This is a genomic window from Actinacidiphila oryziradicis (assembly GCF_005047355.1).
Lineage (GTDB): Bacteria > Actinomycetota > Actinomycetes > Streptomycetales > Streptomycetaceae > Actinacidiphila > Actinacidiphila oryziradicis.
This window is the reverse complement of sequence record NZ_SUMC01000090.1, coordinates 1-16,747: the sequence shown is the minus strand read 5'-3', so window position 1 is coordinate 16,747 and position 16,747 is coordinate 1. Positions and strand designations below refer to the sequence as shown.

At 71.0% G+C, this 16,747-nt stretch carries 16 protein-coding genes, 1 pseudogene and 1 riboswitch; of the genes and pseudogenes, 12 read left to right on the top strand and 5 right to left on the bottom strand.

The genetic code is table 11. The features are described from left to right. Positions 1-690: 690 nt before the first annotated feature. The 8 genes from FCI23_RS43545 (at position 691) to FCI23_RS43510 (ending at position 7,294) form a co-directional block, all read left to right on the top strand. Positions 691-1,158: a hypothetical protein gene (locus FCI23_RS43545; protein WP_136729587.1), complete on the top strand. Its 468-nt coding sequence runs from the start codon at positions 691-693 to the stop codon at positions 1,156-1,158. A gap of 5 nt (positions 1,159-1,163) precedes the next feature. Next, positions 1,164-1,346 (top strand): hypothetical protein, encoded by a 183-nt coding sequence (locus FCI23_RS43540; protein ID WP_136729586.1) that lies wholly within the window; start codon positions 1,164-1,166, stop codon positions 1,344-1,346. A 385-nt stretch (positions 1,347-1,731) separates the two neighbouring features. Further along, positions 1,732-2,844, top strand: coding sequence for an AAA family ATPase (locus FCI23_RS43535; protein WP_169317229.1), 1,113 nt, complete (start codon positions 1,732-1,734; stop codon positions 2,842-2,844). Between the two features lie 65 nt (positions 2,845-2,909). Beyond that, on the top strand, positions 2,910-4,742 hold the full coding sequence (locus FCI23_RS43530) for a VWA domain-containing protein (RefSeq protein WP_136729585.1): 1,833 nt from the start codon (positions 2,910-2,912) through the stop codon (positions 4,740-4,742). Positions 4,743-4,849: 107 nt separating this feature from the next. Beyond that, positions 4,850-5,332, top strand: coding sequence for a hypothetical protein (locus FCI23_RS43525; RefSeq protein WP_136729584.1), 483 nt, complete (start codon positions 4,850-4,852; stop codon positions 5,330-5,332). A 202-nt stretch (positions 5,333-5,534) separates the two neighbouring features. After that, positions 5,535-6,050: a hypothetical protein gene (locus tag FCI23_RS43520; RefSeq protein ID WP_136729583.1), complete on the top strand. Its 516-nt coding sequence runs from the start codon at positions 5,535-5,537 to the stop codon at positions 6,048-6,050. A gap of 31 nt (positions 6,051-6,081) precedes the next feature. Then, entirely contained in the window at positions 6,082-6,363 is a 282-nt protein-coding gene (locus FCI23_RS58750) for a hypothetical protein (RefSeq protein ID WP_136729582.1), read from the top strand. Between the two features lie 622 nt (positions 6,364-6,985). After that, positions 6,986-7,294: an SH3 domain-containing protein gene (locus tag FCI23_RS43510; protein WP_211265714.1), complete on the top strand. Its 309-nt coding sequence runs from the start codon at positions 6,986-6,988 to the stop codon at positions 7,292-7,294. A gap of 403 nt (positions 7,295-7,697) precedes the next feature. Here FCI23_RS43510 and FCI23_RS43505 read toward each other — a convergent pair whose 3' ends face one another. The 4 genes from FCI23_RS43505 to FCI23_RS43490 all read right to left on the bottom strand — a co-directional run bounded on the left by FCI23_RS43505 (position 7,698) and on the right by FCI23_RS43490 (position 11,007). After that, complete coding sequence (locus FCI23_RS43505; RefSeq protein WP_246144636.1) at positions 7,698-8,573, bottom strand: aldo/keto reductase; 876 nt, start codon at positions 8,571-8,573, stop codon at positions 7,698-7,700. Between the two features lie 10 nt (positions 8,574-8,583). Further along, the gene (locus FCI23_RS43500; protein ID WP_407646114.1) at positions 8,584-8,832 is read right to left on the bottom strand and encodes a carboxymuconolactone decarboxylase family protein; all 249 of its coding nucleotides are present in this window, start codon (positions 8,830-8,832) and stop codon (positions 8,584-8,586) included. Positions 8,833-8,942: 110 nt separating this feature from the next. Next, a complete protein-coding gene (locus FCI23_RS43495) occupies positions 8,943-9,917 on the bottom strand; it encodes an aldo/keto reductase (protein WP_136729580.1) in 975 nt (324 codons plus the stop codon). 55 nt (positions 9,918-9,972) lie between these two features. Next, positions 9,973-11,007: an alcohol dehydrogenase catalytic domain-containing protein gene (locus tag FCI23_RS43490; RefSeq protein WP_136729579.1), complete on the bottom strand. Its 1,035-nt coding sequence runs from the start codon at positions 11,005-11,007 to the stop codon at positions 9,973-9,975. 173 nt (positions 11,008-11,180) lie between these two features. Here FCI23_RS43490 and FCI23_RS43485 point away from each other — a divergent pair, with 173 nt between their 5' ends. Next, on the top strand, positions 11,181-12,065 hold the full coding sequence (locus FCI23_RS43485; RefSeq protein WP_136729578.1) for a helix-turn-helix transcriptional regulator: 885 nt from the start codon (positions 11,181-11,183) through the stop codon (positions 12,063-12,065). A 165-nt stretch (positions 12,066-12,230) separates the two neighbouring features. Here FCI23_RS43485 and FCI23_RS43480 read toward each other — a convergent pair whose 3' ends face one another. Continuing rightward, positions 12,231-12,377, bottom strand: a complete 147-nt coding sequence (locus FCI23_RS43480) for a TetR/AcrR family transcriptional regulator C-terminal domain-containing protein (protein WP_246144635.1) — start codon at positions 12,375-12,377, stop codon at positions 12,231-12,233. A 55-nt stretch (positions 12,378-12,432) separates the two neighbouring features. Next, a riboswitch (S-adenosyl-L-homocysteine riboswitch) is annotated at positions 12,433-12,507 on the top strand. 15 nt (positions 12,508-12,522) lie between these two features. Here FCI23_RS43480 and FCI23_RS61125 point away from each other — a divergent pair. The 3 genes and pseudogenes from FCI23_RS61125 to FCI23_RS58745 all read left to right on the top strand — a co-directional run. Beyond that, on the top strand, positions 12,523-14,142 hold the full coding sequence (locus FCI23_RS61125; RefSeq protein WP_246144634.1) for a homocysteine S-methyltransferase family protein: 1,620 nt from the start codon (positions 12,523-12,525) through the stop codon (positions 14,140-14,142). A gap of 89 nt (positions 14,143-14,231) precedes the next feature. Further along, positions 14,232-16,115: a vitamin B12 dependent-methionine synthase activation domain-containing protein gene (locus FCI23_RS61120; protein WP_246144633.1), complete on the top strand. Its 1,884-nt coding sequence runs from the start codon at positions 14,232-14,234 to the stop codon at positions 16,113-16,115. A gap of 225 nt (positions 16,116-16,340) precedes the next feature. Beyond that, positions 16,341-16,747 (top strand): annotated as a pseudogene (locus FCI23_RS58745) (hypothetical protein); the annotation flags it as partial.

The window sequence follows — 16,747 nt, the reverse complement described above, 5'->3', positions numbered from 1 at the left end:
AACTGGCAGAGCGGTCGTGTCGCGCGGGTCGTCCTGGCTGCCGTCCTGCCATGGGTGTCGAACCTTTCGCCCTACTGAGGCGGGAGCCCCGTCGCGGCGGTCCGCCTGCAGGTCAGGGCGTTATCTGCCGGGCGCGGGCTGCGCAGACTGCATATCGGTGCAAGTCTCTGCCCCGATCTGCGGAACCCGGCGGCCCCGTACGGTCCCCTTCGTATCCGACCTCAGCCGTCTCCCCCCTCTCTTCCCCTCCTCCTACCTTCAATCCACTCCCTCCCTTCTTTGCAGGCCCCACACCAGCGCGGCGGCACCCAGGCGAAGCCGAGGGTGCCGCTGGGGCCGTGCCGCTGGGGCCGTGCCGCTGGGGCCGTGCCGCTGGGGCCGTGCCGCTGGGGCCGTGCCGCTGGGGCCGTGCCGCTGGGGCCGTGCCGCCATCGGCTATCGGCTGCGGATCGGTCGGGGGATTTCCGGCCCGCGACCGAAGTGGTCGCATCGCCTGAATTCCACGATATAAAGCGTCGTGAATTCGCGAGAATTCCAGCATTTCACAGCCGGGATCCCGCTTCAATGTCGCCGAACTCCGAGCTATATTTAAATTGTTCCCGGGGAAACCGGGAGAAGCGAATTCCGCCAAAGCTCTGCGGGGAATATCCGTCACGGGTGAAGTGCGGCCAAAATTCGGAGGAAATGGGAATGGGAATGAGTACCGCCCGCGAAATCAACGCGGTCCAATTGCGACCAGGGCATGCCGGAGTCGTGATCGAGTTCGAGACCGTCGTGACCCCCGGCATGGAGGCCGCCGGGCTCGGCACGCTCGGCGAGCCGGTCGCCCTCTACGGCGAACTGCTCACCGTGACCAATGGCCGTACGCTCGGCCGGGGCTGGTCGAGGGTGATCGTCTCCGCCGAGGTGATCAGGCACGGGACGGCCAGCCGGGTCCTGATCGATTCGGTCCTGGGCGCGCACCGTACCGTCACGGTGACGTCCGATCCTGGGTTCGCGCAGGGCGCCCCGGTGATCCTGCTGCACGTGCCCTACCGCGCCGGAGCGCTCACCTTCGCCCCGGGCAGCTACCGGACCATCCCCGACCCCAACTGCCCGGACTGCTATGCCATCCGGTTCCTGGGCACCACCTTCCCGCTCCGCCTGCGGCAGGGGTGAGCAGGGTGAACCCGGAGATCGTGCTGCGCGCCCTGCGCCAACTCATCGACCGGATCGACGAGATCCATGCCCGCCCCGACCGGGACTGGTCTGAGGTCGCCATCGAGGCCCTGGAAGGCATCGACGCCCTCGACCGGTGGCTCACGGGCGGCGGCCCCCCGCCCACCGCCTGGCACACCGCCACCTGACCCTCACCACCTCAACCGGTCACCCCGAGGTCACCTGGTGCCGCCCGCGACCCCCAGCGCGTCGCGGGCGGCACCACCCCATCCCCGTACGCCCCGAAGAACGGAGCCCCGCCATGTGCCAGGCGTCAGAGGACAACGACCCCGTCATCCCTCGCATCCCCCGGCCCCGACCGCCACTGGAGTCCGTGCCCCGACCGCTGCCGCGACCCCAGGTGCCGCCTCAGGCGCCGCCCGCCGACCGGTAGCCGACCACCCCACCCCGCACCCCGCCCGCGATGCGCACGATCGGAGCCATGCCATGACCACGCCGCCCCACCCCGCACCCACCACCCCCACCGCTTCGGCGGCGAGTGCGAAGGCCCGCCCGGGGGAGTTGCGCGCCCGGATCGCCGGGATCCTTGCCGCCAGCACGGGTGCGCAGTTCACCGTGACCGAACTGGCCAACCTCCTGGGGCATTCGGGCGGCGCGGTCGGCAACGCCTGCGAGACCCTGGTCGCCCGGGGCGAGGCCGACCGGATCGGCACCCAGCCCCGCAAATACCGGGCCACCGCCGCCACGGCCGCTGCGGCGCGCCGCGCGGTGACCCGCCAGCCCGGCCCGGGCAACCCCCCTCCGGCGGCGTCGCCCTCCGCCCCGGGGACGTCGTCAAGCCTCCCGGCTCCGACGGTGGGTGGTGCGGCTGTCAGCCAGCCGGGCGGGAAACCGGCGCCGATCACCCGCCCGAACGGGCAGCGCTACCACCCCCGGGCCTTGGCCCAGTTGCCGGATGTCGAGGCGTTGCGGCGGCTGCGCGCGGCGAGCGTGCCGGTTCTGCTCTACGGGCCTCCGGGCACGGGCAAGACCTCGCTGATCGAGGCGGCCTTCGACGACCTGATCACGGTCGCCGGGGACGGCGACACCACGGTCGGTGACCTGGTCGGCGAGTACACCCAGGACGAGCACGGGGGCTACGAGTTCGTCTACGGGCCGGTGGTGACCGCGATGCAGGAGGGGCGGGCCCTGCTGCTGGACGACGCGACACTGATCTCCCCGAAGGTGCTGGCGGCCCTGTATCCGGCGATGGACGGGCGGCGTCAGATCCAGGTCAAGGCACACAAGGGCGAGACGATCACCGCAGCCGACGGCTTCTATGTGATCGCCGGTCACAACCCGGGCGTGCACGGGGCGGTCCTGACCGAGGCCCTGGCGTCCCGGTTCAGCGTGCAGATCCAGGTCGGCTCGGACTACGACCTGGCCGCCGCGTTGAAGATCAACAGGACGGCGGTGCGGGTCGCCCGCCACCTTGCCACCAGTCAGCAGGCCGGAGAGGTGGGCTGGGCCCCGCAACTACGGGAACTGATCGCCTTCCAGAAGATCGCCGATGTCCTGGGCACCGAGACCGCCTTCGCCAACCTGGTCGGCATCGCCCCGCTGGAGGACCGCGACACGGTCGCCGAGATCGTCACCAAGGCCACCGGCAGGCCGGTCACCGCCCTGGCCCTCGGACGCCAGCTCTAACACCCCCGCGCACCCCGCTCCGGCCACCGGCCGACGCGACCTCCCACGGAAGGGATCGATCCGCCATGCCCGCACCACACCCCCACGTCCTGCCCGCTCCCCCCGCACTGTCGGACGCCGAATGGGCCACCGCCCGGTGGGAGGACGACGGCGGCCCGCCCTGTGAGCCGGGCCCCGGCGCGCAGGCCGGGCAGTGGCTGCGGATCTCCGCCGCCCTGACCGAGCGGCTGCCCGAACTCGCCGGGCGCCAGGACGTGATCGTCACCTGCGAGCCGGGCACCCGCTCCGGCGCACCGGCCGCCTTCTACCCCGCCACTGCGGCCCTGGAGATCGACGCCGCCCTGTTCGCCCCGCTGAAACCAGCCACCATCAACCCCCGGCACCCCGGCGACGAGGAACGCTACCCGGTGGCCTGGGGAGCCCTGGTGCACGAGGCCGCGCACGCCGCCCACAGCCGCTGGACCACCCCGCCCCCACTGCGCGGCACAGCCCTGGGCCAGGCTGCCGAACTGCTGGAGGAATCCCGCGCTGAGCTGGCCCACCTTACCCGCCGCCCCGCCGACCGCCCCTTCCTGCGGGCATGCGTCCACACCCTGGTCCTGGCCGACTGCACCGCCCAGACTCCCGCCGACCGGTGGCGGGCCGCCTCGGCGGCCGCCTTGATCCTCGCCCGCCGCGACGCCGGAATCCTCGACCCCGACGAGACCGAACCCCTGCACACCACCGTCACCGCCATCCTCGGCACCGACCTCCTGCAGGCCCTCGCCTCGATCTGGATGGCCGCCCACACCACCGGCGACGACGACGGGCAGAGGATGCTGGAGCACGCCCGCGTCTGGTGCCAGGCACTGGGCACCGAGCCCGCCGGGCCCGAACCAGCCCCGGACCCCGCAGCCGGTGGAAGGCGGCGCGGTGAGCTGGCCGAGGCGGTCGGAAAGGTCGTCGGCCAGGTACGGGCGAACGAGGCCGCCCAGGCCGCCGCGCAGGCCCGGGCCGCCGCCACCCGCTCCGCCCGCGCCCAGGCGAAGACCGCCCAGGCCGCACACGACCGGCAGGCCGCCAAGACCGCCGGGAAGGTGTTCGCGCCCGGAGCCCGGCCGTTCACCCCCGGCGAACCGGCCAGGAGCCAGCGCGGCCAGCACGCCCAGTCCCCGGTGACCGGCACCCGGCCGCCGACCAGCGCGGAGAAGGCAGCAGCCGGGCAACTGGCCCGGGCGCTGAGGGCCGCCTCCTACCGGGAGCGCACCGCCACCGTCACAGCTTGCGCCGCGCCGCCCGGCCGCCTGAGCATGCGCGGCGCCCTGGCCCGGGACGCGCAGAAGGCGGCGGGCGCCACCCCCACCGCCCAGCCCTGGATCCACACCCGCCACCGCCCCACCCCGACCCCGCCACTGCGGGTGGGGATCGCGGTGGACGTGTCCGCCTCGATGCAGGCCGCCGCCGCACCGATCGCCTCTGCCGCCTGGATCCTCGCCAAGGCCACCGCGCTCACCGACCCCGACTCCCGTGCGGCAACCGTCGCCTACCACAGGTCGCTGACCGCGATCACCGCGCCCGGCCGCACCCCGACGCAGGTGACCGAATTCGCCGCCCGGGGCCTGGGCCACAGCCTCGCCGAAGCCATCGACGCCCTGTCAGCGGGGCTGGAGCTCGCCCGCCCGGGGCGCGGGCGCCTGCTGGTGATCGCCTCCGACGGCTACTACCACCGGGACGAGGCCGCCCGCGCCACCGAACGCATCACCGCCCTGCGCAAAGCCGCGTGCGCGGTGCTGTGGCTCGCCTTCGCCCCCGACCCCCGCCCCCTGCCCGGCACCACCCTGCTGCACCTCGCCGACCCTGCCCACGCCGCCACGGCGATCGGCAAGGCCGCAACCGCCGCCATCACCGCCACCCGCTGAACCACCGGGGCGGGGCGGCAACAGCTCCGCCCCGCCCTGCTCGACCAGCCCACACCGCGCCACAGCCGCAGCACCCAGACAATCCCCAACCCACCGGGAGTCTTGTGATGACGTCCATCGCCGACCGGGCCAGCGCCGCCCACCGCTACGCCGAGCGTCTCGCGCGACACCTGCCCGCCCCCGCCTGCACCGCAGCCGACATCGCCCGCACTACTGTCCGCCTCGCGGTCCTGCTCGGCATCGACCCCGAACACGTGCGGCCTGCGTGGCCGTGGCAGCGCGCGGCGAGGACGACCCGGCCGTACCCGCTCACCCTCCACGTCACCGACTGCGCTGAGGGTGCCGAGTACGTCTTCCGCTACCGCGACCCCCTCTACCCCGACGAAAGCTTCTTGCTCCTCGGCCTGTGCCCGCTCTGCGCGGGGCCGGTGCCGTGCGCCGACATCCGCGACCTGGCCGAGCTGGGCACTTACCTGGCCCGCGCCCCACTACCGCTCCCCGAGGACGGTCGGCCACCGGCCGACTATCCCGATGAATTCGACGCCGACCCCGGCCACGGGCCCGCCTGCCCGTTCCGTGAACCCGCATAACAACCCCGCAACCTGCAGCGAGGGACATGCCGGACGCGAGTGACCCGCCGCCCGTTTCGCGCCCTGTCACCTGTCAGGGCGCCACCGGCGAGTCCTCACCCGCGCCCGTCTCGTTGCCACGTTGCCCTCAAGCGGCTGAACCCGTTGGCCGAGCGCACCCGACAAATGGCCCTCCCACGACCACGAGGAGCGAAGACCAGGCATGACCAATCCGACCAGCCGCGTACGCGGCACCGGCCTCCCGGCCTCCCACAAGCCGGGCACCACCACCGTCACCAAGGCCTTCGGCCTCAAACACCTCCTGGAGCTGCGAACGCGCCACGAGAGCGGCAGCCCCGCCGCACACCTGGCCGACCTGGTTCTCGACACCGCCCGCGAAGCTGACCGCCTCGCAGAAGAACTACGCCGTCACGCCGACCACGCCCGCGAGCGCCTCGACTCAGTACTCGTCGACGTCACCGCCGCCCGCTACGCACAGCAGATGCAGCACCTCGGCGCGGTCCTGGCCACCTACCGTGCCCTCGGGTCCGAAACCCCGCAACCCGCCACACAGGGTGCGGGTTCGGTCCCGCCCGGTGCGGCCAGCGCGGCCGCCCGGCATGTTTCGTACGGCCCGCTTCCTGCGGCCGGGCGGCGAAGGGTGGGTCGGTGTCCCTGCGTATGCAACAGCGGCGGGTTCTGCGGCGGCTGCGGCCACGCCGGGTGCGGCGGGCGCTGACCCCCGCACCCGGCTCCCGGCCCACCGGGCGGTGCCTGCGCCCACGCGGCACCGCCACCGGCCCCGGGGCCCGGCGATCACGGAAGTCGTCGAGGTCTCGTTCACTCCGTCATCGCCGAGGACTCGTCTGATCCAGTGGGCGGGCGAGGCGTGCTGGGGGCTTGGCCTGGCGGAGATCGACTGCCGGGTCCGGTACTGCGCCATCGGGACGGACGCGGGGAGAGTGGTGGACACCAGGGCGGACGGGGAGCTCCAACTGGACCGGTACATCCTGCAGTTCTGGCCGGCCCGCCGGAACCGGCCCGGGTGGTGAAGCAGACCAGCGAGATAGCCGCGTATTGGCACCAGTACGCCCGGGAGCTCCCTCCGCCCCCGCCGACATCTGAGGAGTAAACCGCAGTCCCACTCGCTTGCCGTATGCCCGCGCCGCCGAGGTGCCTGCGCCTCGGGGTTCGCCCGGCTGCACGAATTGCTGCGACGCCACGCCACCGACGGGCTGGTGGCAGCCCTGGCCGGGTCCGTCGTAGCCGTTCCCCGAGGAAGCTGCCCGGCTGAACAATAGGAGCGGCGGGGCCGAGGCCGAACTACGCACCGTCCGCAGGGGCCTGACGCGGGCAGGCATCTGTGACAGCTCCGTCATCCTGAGGCGCGCCGGCCGCCTACTGGAGTTGGCTGCAGGCCGTTTCATCCAGCAACGACGCCTGCCCGGGGCGGTACTCGCCGCCTGTCGACACGCCAGCCGTGCCGGACTCGCAGGTTTTCAGCCGGACATGTGGGCTGACCGAGTGCTGTTCGTCCCCGTGGTACGGCCAACCGGCTGAATCGGCCGCTGGCCGGATGTCGGACGAGGGGACGATCGATCGGCGGCGTGACCATGCTCCGATCCTCTGGAGGTCAACCTCATGCTCCCACCACCGCGTGTGGCAGCAGCGGCGATGGCACTCGCCATCGTCAACGCCGCCGGTACGGCCGCAGCCGCGACCCCGGCCGACGGCGTTGACGTTTCCGACGAGTGCCACAAGCACCCACCGAAGGCCCCGTACGAGCTGCACGCTCGCTCGGCGAACCTGCGCTCACTACCATCCCCGTCGGCGCCGGTCTTGGGAGTGGTCTATCCCGGCCACCGCATCAAGGCCACCGGCGAGCGCCATGGCTGGGTGTGGGTGGAGGACAAGACGAGCGGCGTCTCCGGGTGGGCATCGATCCGGCTGATCTACCGGGATGTCGTGATGTGCCTGGACTGACGGCGTCTCCCGGCGCCCTCATGCCGTGTTCCGTATCGCGAGTCGGGAGCCAGGTTGTGCTCCGTCACCCTGCCAGGGTCGTGTTCTCGTCCGCTCACGGTGGGGCTGCCGCCATGACCGGGCAAGCCATTTTTCCGCGACGGCGGCGGCCATCCCGGCCGACGCGATCTACCGAGGACCCCGCACTACGCGGCCGAGTGCCGCGCCGACCCGCCCGGTGGCTCTATACACGAGAACCGACAGCAGTTATTCACGAGCTTGAGCAGCAGTCGATCTCACGAGAAAATCGAACGGACCAGGGCTTCGGGCAACGTGGGGCTCCCTGCCGGGGTGGGTGGGCAGGGAGCCCACGGACGTAGAAGGTGAATCCCGTGCTTTTGCGCGTGCAGAGCTCCTGGATGGTTCAGGCTTCGGGGATGTCGCGGCCGAAGGCTTCCAGGGTGATGGCGGTGGGTTCGGGGCCGCCGCGGGTGCCGGTGTCGAGGTTGTCGAGGGTTTCGAGTTCAGCGGGGGTGAGCTGGAAGTCGAAGACGTCGAAGTTCTCGGCGATGCGCTGGGGGCGGACGGACTTGGGGATGGCGTTGCGGCCCTGCTGGAGGTGCCAGCGGAGCATGACCTGGGCGGGGGTCTTGCCGTGGGCGGTGGCGATGGCGGTGATGGCGGGGTCGTCGAAGGTGCTGGTGCCGGTGCCGCGGTAGCTGGTGATGCCGCCGATGGGGGACCACGCCTGGGTGAGGATGCCGTGGGCTGTGTTCGCGGCCTGGACGGCGGGCTGGGTGAAGTAGGGGTGGATCTCGACCTGGTTGACGGCTGGGACCACGGAGGCCTGCTTGAGGAGCTGGTCGAGGTGGTCGGGCATGAAGTTGCTGACACCGATGGCGCGCACCCGGCCGTCGGCGAGCAGGGTCTCAAGTGCGCGGTACGCGTCCTGAGTGAGGTCGAAGCGGCTGGGCAGGGCCTGGTGCAGGATGAACAGGTCGATCTGTTCGACGCCGAGCTTGCCGGCGCTCTTGTCGAAGGCGTGCAGGGTCTGGTCGTAGCCGTAGTCGCTGATCCAGACCTTCGTCTCGATGAAGACCTCGTCGCGGGGCAGGCCGGAGTTGCGGATGGCGTTGCCGACTTCGCGTTCGTTGGCGTAGGCGGCGGCGGTGTCGATGTGCCGGTAGCCGGTCTCCAGCGCGGAGGTGACGGCTTGTTCGGTGACGTCGGGGGGTGTCTGGAAGACGCCGAATCCGAGGGCGGGCATGGTCACGCCGTTGTTCAAGGTCAGGTGCTGCACGGGGTACTCCTCAGCGGGGCTGGTGGTCTGCGGGGGACGGGGTGTCGGCGCTGTTCTCGGTGACCTGGGCCAGGAGGGTGGTGGCGCTCATGGCGGCGGGCCAGCTGGCGTAGAAGGCGAGGTGGGTGATGGCCTCGGCGAGTTCGTCGCGGGTCAGGCCGTTGTCCAGGGCGCGGTGCAGGTGGCCGGTCAGCTGGGCATCGCGGCCAAGGGCCACCAGGGCGGCGACGGTGATCAGGCTGCGGTCGCGCGGGGACAGGTCCGGGCGTTGTCACACGTCGGCGAACAGTACGTCGTCGGTGAGGTCGGCCAGCTTGGGGGCGTGGTGGCGCACGAGGTCGGGTGCCACACGGGGGTTGGTGCCGGTCATCAGCGCTCCATCATCTTCATCTGCGCCGGGTTGTGGGTGTCCCCCGCGGCCGGGGGAAGGGCGCTGAGCCGGGCGAGCTGCTCGTCGGTGAGCTGGAGGGTGTCGGCGGCGGTGTTCTCCTCGACGCGCTCGACGCGGCGGGTGCCGGGGATGGGCGCGATGTCCTGGCCCTGGGCCAGCAGCCAGGCCAGGGCGACCTGCCCGGGGGTGGCGCCGATCTCGGCGGCGATGGCGGCGACCTGGTCGGCCAGGTGCAGGTTGTGCTGGAAGTTCTCGCCGGTGAAGCGGGGGTTGTCGGCGCGGAAGTCGTCCGCGGCGAACTGCTCGGGAGAGCGGATCGCGCCGGTCAGGAAGCCGCGGCCGAGCGGGGAGAACGGCACGAAGCCAATGTTCAGCTCGCGCAGCACCGGCAGGACGCGGGCCTCGGGGTCGCGGGTGAACAGCGAGTACTCGGACTGCACAGCTGTGACCGGGTGCACGGCGTGGGCGCGGCGGATGGTGTCGGGGCCGGCCTCGGACAGGCCGATGTGCCGGATCTTGCCCTCGGCCACCAGCTCGGCCAGCGCCCCGACGGTCTCCTCGATCGGGGTGCCGGGGTCCACGCGGTGCTGGTAGTACAGGTCGATGTAGTCGGTGCCCAGGCGCGTGAGCGAGCCCTCGACGGCGGCACGCACGCTCGCGGGGCTGCTGTCCGTCCCGCTCTCGCGGCCGGAGTAGGAGATCAGGCCGAACTTCGTGGCCAGCACCACCTGGTCCCGGCGGCCCTTCAGTGCGCGGCCCACCAGCTCCTCGTTGATGTAGGGACCGTAGACCTCGGCGGTGTCGATCAGGGTGACGCCCAGCTCCAGGGCGCGGTGGATGGTGCGCACGGACTGCTCGTCGTCGCTGCCGGAGCCGGTGTAGCCGTGGGACATGCCCATGGCTCCCAGGCCGATGCGGGCAACGTCCAGGTCACGCAGACGAATGTGCTTCACAAGGATTGCCGTCCTTCGTTCGGTGGGGTGGTCGGGGTGGACTGGCGCGCTCAGGTCAGGGGCGAACGAGGACCTTGAGGGCTTCGCGGTCGTTCATCAGGCGGTAGCCCTCCGCGACGTCCTCCAGGGCCACGGTGCGGTCGAAGACGCGACCCGGGCGGATGCTGCCGTCGAGGATGTGCGGCATGAGTTCGTTGATGTAGGCGCGGGCGGGGGCGACGCCGCCGGTCAGGGTGATGTTGCGCAGGAACTCGGGGAACCCGAGCGGGACCTCCGGGTACTGAGGGGCCCCGACGCGGCTGATCGTGCCGCCGTCACGGACCACACCCGCGGCCTGCACGAGGGCGTCCTTGAGGCCCACGCACTCCAGCACCCGCCCGGTACCGCGCCCGCCGGTCAGCTCGCGCACCGCAGCGACGCCTTCCTCGCCGCGGGCAGCGACCACGTCAGTGGCGCCGAACGCGCGGCCCAGGTCGGTGCGCGCGGCGTGGCGGCCCATCAGGATGATCTGCTCCGCGCCCAGCAGTTTCGCGGCGATGACCGCGGACAGGCCCACCGCGCCGTCGCCGACCACCGTCACGCTCTCGCCCGCCCGGACGCCGGCGGTGCGGGCGGCGTGGTAGCCGGTGCACAGCACGTCCGAAAGGGTGAGCAGGTCCGGCAGCAGCTCGGAGTCCTCACCGACCGGCAGCGGGACCAGGGTGCCGTCTGCAAAGGGGACGCGGGCGGCCTGGCCCTGGCCGCCGTCGACGCCGTTCACGCCCCACGGGCCACCGTGCTCGCAGGAGGTATGCAGTCCGGCACGGCAGTACTCGCAGGTGCCGTCGCTGTAGGTGAACGGCACCACCACCAGGTCCCCGATCTTGACGGTGGTGACCTGCGGGCCGGTCTCCTCGACCACGCCCAGGAACTCGTGACCCATCTGCCGCGGGTGCTCCGTCAGCGGCTGCGACTTGTACGGCCACAGGTCACTCCCGCAGATGCACCCCAGCACGATCCGCACCACCGCGTCGGTGGGCTGCTGGACCTTCGGATCCGCGACATCGGCGACCCGGACGTCACCGGCCTGGTGGAGCAGGGTTGCACGCATGGACTCAACTCTCCCTGACGGGCTCGGACCCGGCACCTGGGCCGGGCGGCACCCTCATCGGCTGCCCGCTACCCAGCGAACACCGCACACCGCCCGATCGGGGCCGCCAAGGAGACCCTGACAAGGTCCCCCACACCCGTGTCCCATGAGGTACCCGGCCGTAGTGTCGGGGCATGGACCGACGCAGCGAGATCCGCGACTTCCTCACCACCCGCCGCGCCCGGATCACCCCCGAGCAGGCCGGCCTCACCCCCTCCCCGCTCGCCGGAGCCCGCCGCGTCCCCGGACTGCGCCGCGAGGAAGTCGCCCAGCTCGCCGGAGTCAGCGTGCCCTACTACACCCGGCTGGAGCGCGGCGACGCCCGCGGCGCCACCGACGCCGTCCTGGACGCCATCGCCAGCGCCCTGCAACTGGACGACGCCGAACGCGCCCACCTGTTCGACCTGGTCCGCACCGCCAACGCCACCACCGCCCAGGCCCGCACCCCACGCCACCCCACCCGCCGCACCCTGCGCCCGGAACTGTGGAACATGCTGGAGGCCATGAACGGCGTCCCCGCCTACATCCGCAACGGCCGCCTGGACCTCCTGGCCGGCAACGCCCTGGCCCGCGCCCTGTTCGCACCCGTCTTCGACAGCCCGGCCCGCCCGGTCAACTCCGCCCGCTTCACCTTCCTGGACCCGGCCGCCGCCGAGTTCTACCCCGACTGGGACGCCGTCGCCGACCAGAACGTCGCCACCCTGCGCGCAGAAGTCGGCCGCAACCCCCACGACAAGGCCCTGTCCGACCTCATCGGCGAACTCTCCACCCGCGGCGACACCTTCGACCGCCGCTGGGCCCGCCACGAAGTGCGCCGCCACCGCGCCGGCGCCAAACGCATCACCCACCCCCTCGTCGGCGACATGACCTTCAACTACGAGACCATGCAGCTCACCGCCGACGACGGCCTGTACCTCATCGTCTGCGGCGTCGCCCCCGGCAGCCGCGACGCCGACGCCCTCAACCTCCTCGCCAGCTGGAACACCACCACAACGACGACGTCCCCGTCCAGCACCTGATGCGGCCCTGACTCCCCGACGGCGAGACGAGAGCGGGCTCCCCAGTGGCTGCCCCAATGGGGAGCACTTGCTTCTCATGAATATCGAACACCCGGCCCGGGAGTGTCATGAATCCTGATAGACCCCCCGACGGGACAGACCAGAGGGCTGCGATCCGGGCCGCGGTCAGCGCGGGCGCTGGTCGATGAGTATGGCCAAGCCGTCCAGGATGCGCTGCAGGCCGAACTCCCAGGCCTGGTCCTGCCCGTCGGACTGAGCTGCCGAAGCAAGTGCCGCAGTGAGCGCGGGAAAGCGCTCGCCGTGTGGCTGCATCCACTGAATGCGGGTTCTGGGCTTACTTGGGCTGGGCCCCCGCTAAGGTTGGATCACGGCCGAGGGGCGCTGCGACGGGTTTTGGCCCGCCACGCTCGGCCCATATGACGATCAAGGGCGCCTCCCGACATTGGGAGGTGGGCTGGTGGCAAGATCGTCCGGTACCAGGTTGCGGGAGCTGCTGGAACAGCGGGTCGTCGTGTTGGACGGGGCCTGGGGCACGATGCTGCAGGGGGCTTCGCTCACGCCCGCCGACTACCGGGGCAGTCTGATCACGGCAGATCACCCGAAGGACGTCACGGGTGACCCCGACCTGCTCAACCTGACCCGGCCGGACGTCATCCTCGACGTGCACCGGCAGTACTTGGCGGCCGGCGCCGACATCACCACCACCAATACCTTCACCGCCACGAGCGTCGGGCAGGCCGACTACGGGCTCGAAGGCCTGGTCCGTGAGATGAACGTGCAGGGTGCCCGGCTCGCCCGGCAGGCCGCCGACGAATTCGGCGGACGCTACGTCGCCGGCTCGGTCGGGCCGCTCAACGTGACCTTGTCGTTGTCCCCGAAGGTGGAGGATCCCGCTTACCGGGCCGTCTCCTACGACCAGGTCTTCGACTCCTACGCCGATCAGTTCCTGGCCCTCCAGGAGGGCGGCGTCGACCTCCTCCTGATTGAGACAATCTTCGACACTCTCAACGCCAAGGCCGCCATCGCCGCCGCCCGCGAAGTCACCCCCGATCTGCCCCTGTGGATCTCGGTGACCATCGTCGACCTCAGCGGGCGGACCCTGTCAGGCCAGACCGTCGAGGCGTTCTGGAACTCCATCGAGCACGCGAACCCCCTGGTCGTCGGCGTCAACTGCTCCCTCGGCGCCGACGAGATCCGCCCCCACCTGGCCGATCTTGCCCGCCTCGCCGGCACCCACGTCGCCTGCCACCCCAACGCGGGCCTGCCCAACGCCTTCGGCGGCTACGACCAGACGCCCCAAGAGACCGGACGGCTGCTCGGCGAGTTCGCCGCCGCCGGCATGGCCAACATCGTCGGTGGCTGTTGCGGCACGACCCCGGCGCACATCAAGAAGATCGCCGACGCCGTCGCAGGCCTGCCGCCGCGCGCCGTCCCGCAGATCAAGCCCGCCACAAGGTTCAGCGGCCTCGAGCCCTTCGAGGCCGGCCCCGACACCGGCTTCGTGTTGATCGGGGAACGCACCAACGTCACCGGTTCGGCCAAGTTCCGCAAGCTGATCGAGGGCAACGACTACCAAGCGGCCGTCGATGTCGCTCTCGAACAGGTCCGCGGCGGCGCCAACCTCCTCGACGTCAACATGGACGCCGACCTGCTCGACAGCCAGCAGGCCATGACCACGTTCCTCAACCTGATCGCGACCGAGCCCGAGGTCGCCCGGATCCCGATCATGGTCGACAGCTCCCGGTGGAGCGTCCTGGAAGCCGGCCTCAAGTGCGTCCAGGGCAAGGGCGTCGTCAACTCGATCAGCCTCAAGGAGGGCGAAGAGCCCTTCCTCGAGCAGGCCAGGAAGATCAAGTCTTACGGCGCCGGCGTCGTCGTCATGGCCTTCGACGAGCAGGGCCAGGCCGACACCACAGAACGCAAGGTCGCGATCTGCGCCCGCGCCTACGACCTGCTCACCCAGCAGGCCGGGATCGCCGCCGAGGACATCATCTTCGACCCGAACGTCCTGGCCGTCGGCACCGGCATCGCCGAGCACAACGGCTACGCCAGGCCTTCATCGACGCCCTTCCGCTGATCAAGCAGCGCTGCCCCGGTGCCCGCACCAGCGGCGGCATCTCCAACCTGTCCTTCTCCTTCCGCGGCAACGACGTCATCCGCGAGGCCATGCACTCGGCGTTCCTGTTCCACGCCGTCACCGCGGGCCTCGACATGGGCATCGTCAACGCCGGCCAGCTCGCCGTCTACCAGAACATCCCCGCCGGCCTGCTCGAGCTCGTCGAAGACGTGATCTTCGACCGGCGGCCGGACGCCACCGACCGGCTCGTCACCTTCGCCGGGACGGTCACCGGCTGCGGCACCCGCCGCGAGGTCGACCTGTCCTGGCGCGAGGCGCCTGTCGAGGAGCGCCTCGCCCACGCGCTCGTGCACGGCATCGTCGACTTCATCGAGGACGACACCGAAGAGGCCCGGCAGCGCGCGGCCCGTCCCCTCGACGTGATCGAGGGCCCGCTCATGGACGGCATGAAGATCGTCGGTGATCTGTTCGGCTCCGGCAAGATGTTCCTGCCGCAGGTCGTCAAGAGCGCCCGGGTGATGAAGCGGTCCGTCGCCTACCTCGAGCCCTACATCGAGGCCGCCAAGGACGCCGCCGACATCGCACGCGGCAACGGCAAGGTCGTGCTCGCCACCGTCAAGGGTGACGTCCACGACATCGGCAAGAACATCGTCGGCGTGGTGCTCGGTTGCAATAACTACGAGGTCATCGACCTCGGCGTCATGGTCCCGGCCGCCACTATCCTGGACACCGCGGTCGCCGAGGGCGCCGACGCCGTCGGCCTGTCCGGCTTGATCACCCCGTCCCTGGACGAGATGGTCGCCGTGGCGAGCGAGATGCAGCGCAGGGGGCTGAAGATCCCGCTGCTGATCGGCGGCGCGACCACTTCGCGCCAGCACACGGCCGTCCGGATCGCACCCGCCTACGACCGCACCACCGTGCATGTCCTGGACGCCTCCCGCGTCGTCGGCGTCGTCTCCGACCTGCTGGACGCCGACCGCGCCGGGCTCTTGGACTCCGAGAACCGCACCGAGCAGGCCCGCCTGCGCGAACTGCACGAGACCCGGCAGAAGCAGCCCCTTCTCACCCTCGGCCAGGCCCGGGCCAACCCCGAGCGGGTCGACTTCACCGAGCTTCCGGTCCCGGCCTTCACCGGGGTCCGCACCGTCCGGCCGAGCCTCGCCGAGCTCCGCACAATGATCGACTGGCAGTTCTTCTTCCTCGCCTGGGAGCTGAAGGGCAAGTACCCCGCCATCCTCGAACAGCCCGCCGCGCGCGAGCTGTTCGAGGAGGGCAACGCTCTGCTGGACGAGATCATCGAAGGCGGGCACTTCCAGGCGCACGGCGCATACGGGTTCTGGCCCGCCCACTGCGACGGCGACGACATCGTGCTCGACCACGCCCGCTTCCCGATGCTCAGGCAGCAGACTGCCAACCCTGAAGGCCGCCCCAACCGCTGCCTCGCCGACTACGTGGCGCCCGAGGGCGACCACATCGGCGGTTTCGCGGTCTCCATCCAGGGCGCCGAGGCCCTCGCCGCCTCCTTTGAGGCCAACCTCGACGACTACAAGTCGATCATGGTGAAGGCGCTGGCCGACCGCCTCGCCGAGGCCTTCGCCGGGTACATCCACCTGCGGGCACGCCGCGACTGGTTCGAGCCCGACGCCGACCCCGCCCTGGAAGACCTGCGTGCCGAGCGGTTCCGCGGCATCCGGCCGGCCCTCGGCTACCCGGCGAGCCCCGACCACAGCCTCAAGAAGGAGCTGTTCGACCTGCTCGAAGCCGAAAAGATCGGCATGGGCCTGACGACGTCCTTCGCCATGACCCCCGCGGCCAGCGTCAGTGGGCTGATCTTCGCCCACCCCGGCTCGAAGTACTTCACCGTCGGACGGATCGGGCTCGACCAGATCGAGGACTACGCCCGCAGACGCGGCATGGATCTCCGCGAGGTAGAGGCGTGGCTCCGGCCCAACCTCGCCTATGACCCCAGGTAATCAACTGCTCGTGATCGCAAATGAATCAGTTGGATCTCGGGGAGAAGTAGCTGTTTTGGGGTGTTGAGGCGGGAGCGGGCGTTCGCCCGGTGCCCGCCGCTGCCGGCAGATCGGCGTCGAATGAGCTGGCCCGAGCAGTGGCTGCGTGCGAACGAGCGGTGGTGGAGGAGTCAGGAGGCTGTCCCTGTCGCCTGGGCACATTGGCGGGTGGCCGGCGGCTTGGGCATGGGCGCCACGATGATGCCGACCGTAACCGGCGCCATGCAGACACTGCGCAGGGAAAGCGTCGCTCGCGGCACCACCACTGTCAACATCATCCAGCAGGTCGGCGCCTCTGTCGGCACCGCCGTTCTCAGGATCGTGCTGGTCAACGCGATCAGCGACCGGCTGCGCGTCAGCGGCGGTCTCGGTGCCGCAGCCAGCGTTCCGCCGCAGATGAGAGACCGCATTCCGCACCTGCCACCGGCGCGTTCGGGGCGAGGTTCTGGTGGGCGTTCTCGCTCGTCGTTGTCGCGTTCCTCGTCGCGCTGGCGTTGCTGCCGAAGCGAAAGCCGCAGCCCGTCGACGGCGCCGACGAGCAGGCCGTGCCTGTGCTCGTGCACTGACGCCCAGCCCCCCACACTGCATGAAGC